Raw genomic sequence first — 7,549 nt, 5'->3', positions numbered from 1 at the left:
AGGAAGAGGTCGATGACGGCGCGGTCGGTGTCGGTGAGGGTGGCGGGGACGTCGAAGACGCCGAGGGCTTCGAGGAGTTCGCCGGTGTCGGCCTCGGATCCGGGGCGGGGGTGGGCGAGGAGGGCGGCGTGGCAGTCGTCGAGGCGGCGGGTGGCCTCGGCGGCGGGGATGCCGAGCGCGGCGCAGACCGCCTGTGCGGCGCGCAGGGGGTGGCCGGTGCGGCGGGCGAGGGTGGCGTAGGCGGCGGCGGGGGTGACGGCGGCGTCGAGGAGGTGCCGGGCGGTGTGGGCGAGTCGCATGGTGGGGGCCTCCGTTCAGACGGCGTGGGCGGCGGGCGCGGGCGCGGGCACGGGAGCGGGCGCGGGCGTGAGGGCGGGGGCGATCAGGGCCCAGACGAACTTGCCGATGCCGCCGGATCGGGGGCAGCAACCCCAGCGCTCGGCCAGCGCGTTGACGAGGAACAGCCCGCGTCCGCACTCCGCGTCGGCGTCGGCGGGGGCGGTGGAGAGGGAGGGGCGGCCGGTGCCGGCGTCGTGGACTTCGAGGCGCAGGCGGTCGCGGACGACGGCGAAGCGGACCTCGATCAGGCGGTCGGCGGGCGCGTCGGCGTGCTGGACGGCGTTGGCGAAGAGTTCGCCGAGGAGGAGTTCGGCGGTGTCGGCGTAGCGCTCACCGGAGGGCAGGCCGGCCAGGTAGGCCCGCAGGAAGAGACGGGCCAACGGCGTGGAGGCGGTGCGGGAGTCGAGCCGGGCAGAGAACATGCGGGGGCGGCGGGAAACGGGCATGGCGAAGTACCTCAAGGGTGGTTGCAGGTAAACGAAGTGCGCTGGCTTGTCGGACGGCCGGACGCGGCATCGTGGTCCTGGGCGAGGAACTGGACCAGGAACGCAAGTCGGACGCTGCGGATGGAGTGGAAAGCCCCCCTACGAGCGAACCAGGAGTCTTTGGCTACCAGCGGGAGCGGACGGTGTGGGATGGTGGCCCGGCTGTCCGGACCGGTGGGGCGGGCGCCGGCGATCCAGGCTGGAGTGGTCCGGCGCCGTGCACTCGGCGGCCCGGGAGCCGGCCCGTCCGGGCCGGCACATGCAGCGGCTTGTGCCCTGGCTGTGGTGTCGGCGAGATCATGAAGGGTTTCTCACGTTGGGGTCTGGTGCGATGGGCGTCACGCTGGGCGTGGTGGTGCTGACGATGGGAAACCGGCCTGCGGAACTGACGGCGTTGCTGGACTCGGTGCGGGCCCAGGACGGTGGCGGCAGCGGAGTGCGGACCGTGGTGCTCGGGCAGGGCGTCAAGCTGCCCGAACTGCCGGACCTCGTGGACGCCGTGGAACTGCCGGAGAACCTCGGCATCCCCGGGGGCCGCAACGCCGGCGTCGAGCGGCTGCGCGAGCTGGGAGGCACTGACGTGCTGGTCGTCCTGGACGACGACGGTCTGCTGCCCCGGGCCGACACCTTCCGGCTGGTCCGAGAAGCCTTCGAGCAGGACCCAGGGCTCGGGATCGTGTCCTTTCGCATCGCGGACGAGAGCGGGTTCACCCAGCGCCGGCACGTCCCCCGCCTCGGTGCCAGTGACCCGATGCAGTCCGGGCCGGTCACCACGTTCCTGGGCGGCGGCCATGCCATCCGGATGAGTGTGATCGACCAGGTCGGGCTGTTCCCCGATGCGTTCTTCTACGCCCACGAGGAGACCGACTTCGCCTGGCGCGCCCTGGACGCGGGCTGGCGCATCGACTACCGCGCCGACATGGTGCTGCAGCACCCCCGCACCGATCCGGCCCGGCACGCCACCTATTTCCGGATGACGGCCCGCAACCGGGTCTGGCTGGCCAAGCGCCACCTTCCCGCGGTCCTCGTGCCCGTCTACCTCACCTCCTGGGCCCTGTACACGGTGCTGCGCCGACCGCCGCTGTCGGGTCTCAAGGCGTGGTGGTCCGGCTTCTTCGAGGGTGTCCGCACGCCCTGTCCTCCGCGTCGGCCGATGCGGTGGAGCACGGTGTGGCTGATGGCGAAGCTGGGCCGTCCGCCGGTGTTCTGACAGGCCATCCACAGCGATCCGGTCCATGTGGGAGAGGTTGTGAATGCCGCGCTGCACATGTCTGTGCTGGTCATGGTCGGGTAGCGCCGGAAGGACGCGCTGTGTGGGGGCGGGCGGCGTGGAATCTGTCACGCTCGAATCGTCGGGCAGTCCGACGGGACGTCATACCGCGTTATTGGGACACTTGGGACGTCTGGCTGGTAGACCTTGAAACGTCCCTAACGTGGAAGGTCAGCCGGTGAACAGCCCACTCCGTGACGCAATGGCCCGTGCCAACATGACCTCGTCCAAGCTTGCGCGTGTGTGCGGTGTCGATCCCAAGACCGTCGACCGGTGGCTCGCGAATCCCTTGCGCGAGCCCCACGCCCGACACCGCTCAGCGGCCAGTCGGGCCCTCGGCGAGGAGGAGGCCGTGCTCTGGCCGTCCGTACAGCAGCTGGTGAAGTCCGGGCCGGATCGGGAGCTGGTGCAGATGTATCCGTACCGCTCGGCGGCGCCGGCCGTGCTGTGGCGTCAGCTGATCAAAAATGCAACCCGGGAACTTGCGTTCGCTGGGTATACAAACTACTTCCTGTGGCTGGAGCATGCGAACTTCGGCAGTTTGCTTCGGCACAAGGCGGCGGCTGGCGTTCGGACCCGCTTCATCCTTGGCGAGCCCGGACACCCGGTCACCCGTCAGCGCGAGCTGGATGAGGATGTCCCGCTGAGCCTGTCGACCCGGATTGAGGTAACGCTGTCCGAATTGGCCAAGCTGCGGGACACATCGATTGAGGCGCGGTACGAGACCGCACACGTCTCACTCAGTGTCTTCCGCTTCGACGACGACATGATCGTCACACCACTGTTGCCCGGTAGGATCGGCCACGATGCCCCGATGATGCATTTCAGGCGAGCCCAGGACGATGGCGTGTTTGATCGTTTCGCGGGTCACGTCGAGGATCTGTGGGCGAACGGGCGTGATGTATGGGCGATCCCGGCGGCGGAGGTGGTGGGTCATGGCCAGGCGTGACTACGAGGACGATCCGGACGCGCCCGCGGTCAACTCCCTCGTGCCGGCGGCGTCCGTGGTCGTGGTGGACGATGCGGGCCGGGTCCTCCTCCAACGCCGCACCGACAACGGGATGTGGGCGCTGCCCGGCGGCAGGATGGACATCGGTGAGTCGCTCGCCGGGTGCGGAATCCGCGAGACGCGCGAGGAGACCGGCATCGACATCGAGATCACCGGGATCGTCGGCACCTATACCGACCCTGGGCACGTGTTCGCCTACGACGACGGCGAGGTCCGCCAGGAGTTCTCGATCTGCCTGCTCGGGCGCCCGCTCGGTGGGGAGTTGCGGGTGTCCGACGAGTCCCACGAGGTGGCGTGGTTCACCCCGGCGGAGACGGACGGGCTGCCGATGGTGTCGAACATTCGCAAGCGGTTGGCCGACTGGCGCTCCGGGGAGATCCCCGTGGTGCGTTAGCCGTCGTTCGCTGTTCGGTTCTCCTGTCACTTCCGGGCGTTGGTGCGCTTCGTGGGCTCTGCTGTGGTCGGCTCCTCGGGCCAGGGGTGGCGGGGGTAGCGTCCGCTGAGGTCTGCGCGGACGGCTTGGTGGCCGTTGCACCAGAAGTCTCCGGGTCGCCGCACCGGCGGCTACCGGGAGGATGCGAGCTGTACGGCGGTCCTGACCAGGCCGGCCAGGGCTGGTGAGCGGCTGTGCGCGGGCCAGGCGATGTGGGTGACGACGGGGGGCGCGTTGGTCAGGGGGACGGCGGCGTGCGCGGACCACAGCCAGGCGCGCGCGGAATCCGGCACGATGGCGACGGTGCGTCCCAGTGCGACCAGTTGCGCCAACTGCGTCTGATCGCGGATCTCGGGGCCGGGGCCGGGCGCGTAGACGCCGTGACGGGGCCAGCGCGCCGGTGGGAGGTCGGGGACGTTGCTGATGTCGGCCAGGGACAGGGTCTTGCGCGCGGCCAGGGGGTGTCCGGCGGGCAGCATGGCGAACTGGTTCTCGGTCATGAGCTCCTCGCTGTCGAACCCGGCGAGTGAGTTGAACGGCACGTGCATCAGCGCGACGTCGGCGCTGCCGTCGCGCAGCCGTGCTTCCTGGTCGCACATGCCGCACTGCAGGACCTCGACCTCGGCGGCGTCAGGCTCGGCCGCGTAGGCGTCGAGGAGCTTCTGCAGCAGTTCGTGAGCCGCGGCGGTCTTCACCGCCAGCACCAGACGGGTGCGCTCCCCGCTCAGGTTGTCCGCTCCGCCGGCGCGGCGGGTGCGGCGTGCGGCGGCGGTGGCGGCGTCGAGCGTCGCGCGGCCCTCGTGCAGCAGCACCGTTCCGGCATCGGTCAGCGCGACGCCGCGGCGGTTGCGTTCCAGGAGGCTTACGCCGAGACGCCGTTCGAGCTGCTGGACCGCCCGCGACAGTGGCGGCTGGGCCATGCCCAGGCGTTCGGCGGCCCGGCCGAAGTGAAGCTCCTCGGCGACGGCCACGAAGTATCTCAGCTCGCGGGTCTCCAAGGCGTCCACGGCGACAGCGTACTCCTGCGATACCGACCGGGTATCACAGCGCACCCGATCGGTGTTGGCCGGCGCGCTCACCCGGGAGCGAGCATGGACGGCATGAGCGAAACGAAGATCGCGCTGGTCACCGGCGCGAACAAGGGAATCGGCTACGCGATCGCCACCGGCCTCGGAGCCCTCGGATACCGCGTGGCCGTCGGAGCGCGGGACGCAGGCCGACTCGAAACCGCCGTCGAGAAGCTGCGCGCCGCCGGGGCCGACGCGTTCGGCGTGCCGCTGGACGTGACCGCCGCCCGGAGCGTCGCCGACGCCGTGGAACTGATCGAGCGTCAGGCCGGCGGGCTGGACGTGCTGGTCAACAACGCGGGCATCTCCGGAGAGATGGGTCCGGGCTGGGTGCAGGACCCCACGACCCTCGACCTCGACCTGGTCCGCACGGTCGTGGAGACCAACGTCATCGGCGTCATCCGGGTGACGAACGCCATGCTCCCGCTGCTGCGCCGCTCGTCCTCGCCGCGCATCGTCAACATCTCCAGCGGCGTCGGCTCCATGACCCGGCAGGCCGACCCGGACATCGAGATGGGAGCGATCATGGCGGCCTACGCGCCGTCGAAGTCGTTCCTCAACGCCGTGACCGTGCAGTACGCCCGGCAGTTCGCCGACACGGGCATCCTGATCAACGCCGCCTGCCCCGGCCTGTGCGCGACCGACTTCACCGGTTTCTTCGGGAACCGCACCCCGGAACAGGGCGCGGCCACGGCGATCCGGCTCGCCACGCTGCCGGACGACGGCCCGTCCGGCGCGTTCTTCGACGACGAGGGCGTCGTCCCCTGGTAAGGGATGACGTGTCCTGGACGCGGGATCGCATCAGCGGCGCGAGCGCGATTGCGAGGTCGAGTCGCAGGTCGGACCCGCGACGGAGCCGGCCCGCGTCGGCCCCGTCCGGAACGACGCACACGGCAACGACGCACACGGCGCGCCGTTCGCTGTTCGGCTCCCCTGTCACTTCCGGGCGTTGGTGCGCTTCGTGGGCTCTGCTGTGGTCGGGTCCTCGGGCCAGGGGTGGCGGGGGTAGCGGCCTCTGAGGTCGGCGCGGACGGCTTGGTAGCCGTTGCGCCAGAAGTTCTCCAGGTCGCCGGTGATGGCGGCGGGGCGGCCGGCGGGGGAGAGCAGCTGGACGGTGAGCGGGACGCGGCCGCCGGCCAGTGCGGGGGCAGTCTTCCAGCCGAAGAGCTCTTGCAACTTGACGGCCAGCACGGGGCGTTCGGTGCTGTAGTCGACCCGTATCCTCGAGCCGGTCGGGACGGTGATGCGCTCGGGGGCCAACTCGTCCAGCCGCCCGGCTTCTCCACTCGTCCACGGGAGCAGGCGCTGCAGGGCTGCCGTCGTGTCGATCCTCGCGAGGTCGGCGCGGCGGCGGGCGCGGGACAGCTCGGGTTCCAGCCACTCGTCGGCGCGTTCCAGGAGCGCGGCGTCGGATACGTCCGGCCACGGGTCGCCGATGGCGGCGTGGAGGAAGGCGAGGCGTTCGCGCAGGCCAGGTGACGGCCAGGTCAGCAGGGTGCGCACGCCCTCGCGAGTGAGGCCTTCGAGGATGGCGGCCCGGACGAGGGTGGCGTCGGGGCGGTTCAGCGGCTTCTCGGTGAGTTCGATGGCGCCGAGGGATTCGACCCGGCGGGCCGTGACCTCGTCGCGGCGGGTGTCCCAGTGGACCTCCTCGCGGGCGGTGAGCAGCGCCGCCCCCGCTTGCCGCGCGGTGTCCTCGTCCAGTGCCGCGGCGTGCAGCACCCGCGCGGAGTGTGCGCCCGCCGGGCGGTCGGCTACCGCTACGGCGAGCCAGGGCACGGCGCCGAGCGCCGTGCCGGGGGCGAGTTCGGCCGCTGTCCCGGAGGCCATCAGGTACGGGCTGCGCTCGCCGGGGGCGGGTCGTTCCACCCGTGCTCTCGCGATCCGCTCCGGGAACGCGAGGGCGACGACGAGTCCGACGGCGGTGGCGTCGGGCAGGCGGGTGGCGGGTTCGTCGCCGGCGGCGCGCTGCAGTCGGCGGACTTCGTCGCGCCAGCGGCCCGCGTAGGGATCACCGGAACCGCGCACGGTCCGCCACACCGCCGCGAGGTCGTCCCCGAGCGCCCGTGGCGGCTCCTCCGACAGCAGGGCGACGACCTCGGCCGCCCGGCGTGCGCCGACGGCGGGAGCGCCGTCGACGAGCGCCCGCCCCAGTCGGGGGTGCAGCCCGGTGCGGGCGAGGCGGACGCCGCGCGGGGTGGCCCGGCCTTCGGTGTCGACGGCGCCGAGGGCCTGCAGGGTCTGCCGGGCGGCGGCCATCGCCCCGGCGGGCGGGGCGTCGGGCAGGGCCAGGCCGGTGGCGTCCGGGTCGCCCCAGCAGGCGGCCTGGAGGGCGAACGGGGTGAGGTCGGCGAGGGCGATCTCGGGCGTGGGGAACCGGGCGGCGAGGGCGTCCTCGGCCTCGTTCCAACAGCGGTAGACGGTGCCGGGGGCCTCGCGCCCGGCCCGTCCGGCGCGCTGGCGGGCGGCGGCGAGCGAAGCCCGGACGGTGACGAGTGCGGCCAGGCCGCGGGCGTGGTCGGTGCGCGGTTCGCGGGTGAGTCCGGCGTCGACGACGACCCGTACGCCGGGCACGGTGAGCGAGGACTCGGCGACGGCGGTGGCGAGGACGACCCGCCGTCGGTCGGACGGCGTCAGCGCCGCGTCCTGGACGGCCTGCGGGGCGCGCCCGTGCAGCTGGAGCACGTCGGCCGGGACGCCGTTCAACTGCCCGGCGACCCGCGCGATCTCGCCGACACCGGGCAGGAAGCAGAGCACGTCCCCGTCGCGCTCGCTCAACGCCCGCCGTACGACGGAGGCGACGTGGTCGAGCAGCGCGAAGTCCACCCGGGTGCCCTGCGCGGGGCGCCCGGCCCCCGGCGGGGGCGCCCCCCCCCCGGGCCCCCGGGGGGGCCCCCCCTGCGGCGCCCCCCCGGGGGGGCCGCCGCGGGGTGGGGCCCCGGCCGC

Annotated in this window: 8 protein-coding genes and 1 pseudogene; 4 read left to right on the top strand and 5 right to left on the bottom strand. The window is 72.5% G+C overall.

Going from position 1 to position 7,549, the window contains the following annotated elements:
• The coding region (locus tag ACFV04_RS08115) for a hypothetical protein (protein ID WP_380527622.1) at positions 1-299 on the bottom strand (299 nt) is incomplete at its 3' end.
• 15 nt (positions 300-314) lie between these two features.
• Entirely contained in the window at positions 315-785 is a 471-nt protein-coding gene (locus ACFV04_RS08110; protein ID WP_380527620.1) for an ATP-binding protein, read from the bottom strand.
• Between the two features lie 370 nt (positions 786-1,155).
• Between ACFV04_RS08110 and ACFV04_RS08105 the strand changes: the two genes are divergently transcribed.
• The 3 genes from ACFV04_RS08105 (at position 1,156) to ACFV04_RS08095 (ending at position 3,497) form a co-directional block, all read left to right on the top strand.
• A complete protein-coding gene (locus ACFV04_RS08105) occupies positions 1,156-2,034 on the top strand; it encodes a glycosyltransferase family 2 protein (RefSeq protein WP_380345596.1) in 879 nt (292 codons plus the stop codon).
• Between the two features lie 277 nt (positions 2,035-2,311).
• On the top strand, positions 2,312-3,043 hold the full coding sequence (locus ACFV04_RS08100; protein WP_380527618.1) for an XRE family transcriptional regulator: 732 nt from the start codon (positions 2,312-2,314) through the stop codon (positions 3,041-3,043).
• Entirely contained in the window at positions 3,030-3,497 is a 468-nt protein-coding gene (locus ACFV04_RS08095) for an NUDIX hydrolase (RefSeq protein ID WP_380527616.1), read from the top strand. The genes ACFV04_RS08100 and ACFV04_RS08095 overlap by 14 nt, the downstream gene beginning before the upstream one ends.
• A 26-nt stretch (positions 3,498-3,523) precedes the next feature.
• Here ACFV04_RS08095 and ACFV04_RS08090 read toward each other — a convergent pair whose 3' ends face one another.
• A complete protein-coding gene (locus ACFV04_RS08090) occupies positions 3,524-3,661 on the bottom strand; it encodes an ATP-dependent helicase C-terminal domain-containing protein (protein ID WP_380527614.1) in 138 nt (45 codons plus the stop codon).
• A 6-nt stretch (positions 3,662-3,667) separates the two neighbouring features.
• Positions 3,668-4,543 (bottom strand): LysR family transcriptional regulator, encoded by an 876-nt coding sequence (locus ACFV04_RS08085; protein WP_380345591.1) that lies wholly within the window; start codon positions 4,541-4,543, stop codon positions 3,668-3,670.
• 93 nt (positions 4,544-4,636) lie between these two features.
• On the opposite strand from ACFV04_RS08085, the gene ACFV04_RS08080 reads away from it, so the two are divergent.
• The gene (locus ACFV04_RS08080; protein ID WP_380527611.1) at positions 4,637-5,374 is read left to right on the top strand and encodes an SDR family oxidoreductase; all 738 of its coding nucleotides are present in this window, start codon (positions 4,637-4,639) and stop codon (positions 5,372-5,374) included.
• A gap of 165 nt (positions 5,375-5,539) precedes the next feature.
• Here ACFV04_RS08080 and ACFV04_RS08075 read toward each other — a convergent pair.
• Positions 5,540-7,456: pseudogene (locus ACFV04_RS08075) on the bottom strand (ATP-dependent helicase C-terminal domain-containing protein); the annotation flags it as partial.
• Between the last annotated feature and the right edge of the window lie 93 nt (positions 7,457-7,549).

The organism is Kitasatospora sp. NPDC059599, from assembly GCF_042735125.1.
Classification (GTDB): Bacteria; Actinomycetota; Actinomycetes; order Streptomycetales; family Streptomycetaceae; genus Kitasatospora.
Note: the sequence above shows the minus strand (reverse complement) of the source record. Positions and strands in the feature narration are given on the sequence as shown.

What these genes read in the sequence shown, in the direction of transcription:
- ACFV04_RS08105 (WP_380345596.1), top strand. Translation starts at nt 1,156, where the DNA reads ATGGGCGTCACGCTGGGCGTGGTGGTGCTGACGATGGGAAACCGGCCT.
- ACFV04_RS08095 (WP_380527616.1), top strand. Translation starts at nt 3,030, where the DNA reads ATGGCCAGGCGTGACTACGAGGACGATCCGGACGCGCCCGCGGTCAAC.
- ACFV04_RS08110 (WP_380527620.1), bottom strand. Translation starts at nt 785, where the DNA reads ATGCCCGTTTCCCGCCGCCCCCGCATGTTCTCTGCCCGGCTCGACTCC.
- ACFV04_RS08100 (WP_380527618.1), top strand. Translation starts at nt 2,312, where the DNA reads ATGACCTCGTCCAAGCTTGCGCGTGTGTGCGGTGTCGATCCCAAGACC.
- ACFV04_RS08080 (WP_380527611.1), top strand. Translation starts at nt 4,637, where the DNA reads ATGAGCGAAACGAAGATCGCGCTGGTCACCGGCGCGAACAAGGGAATC.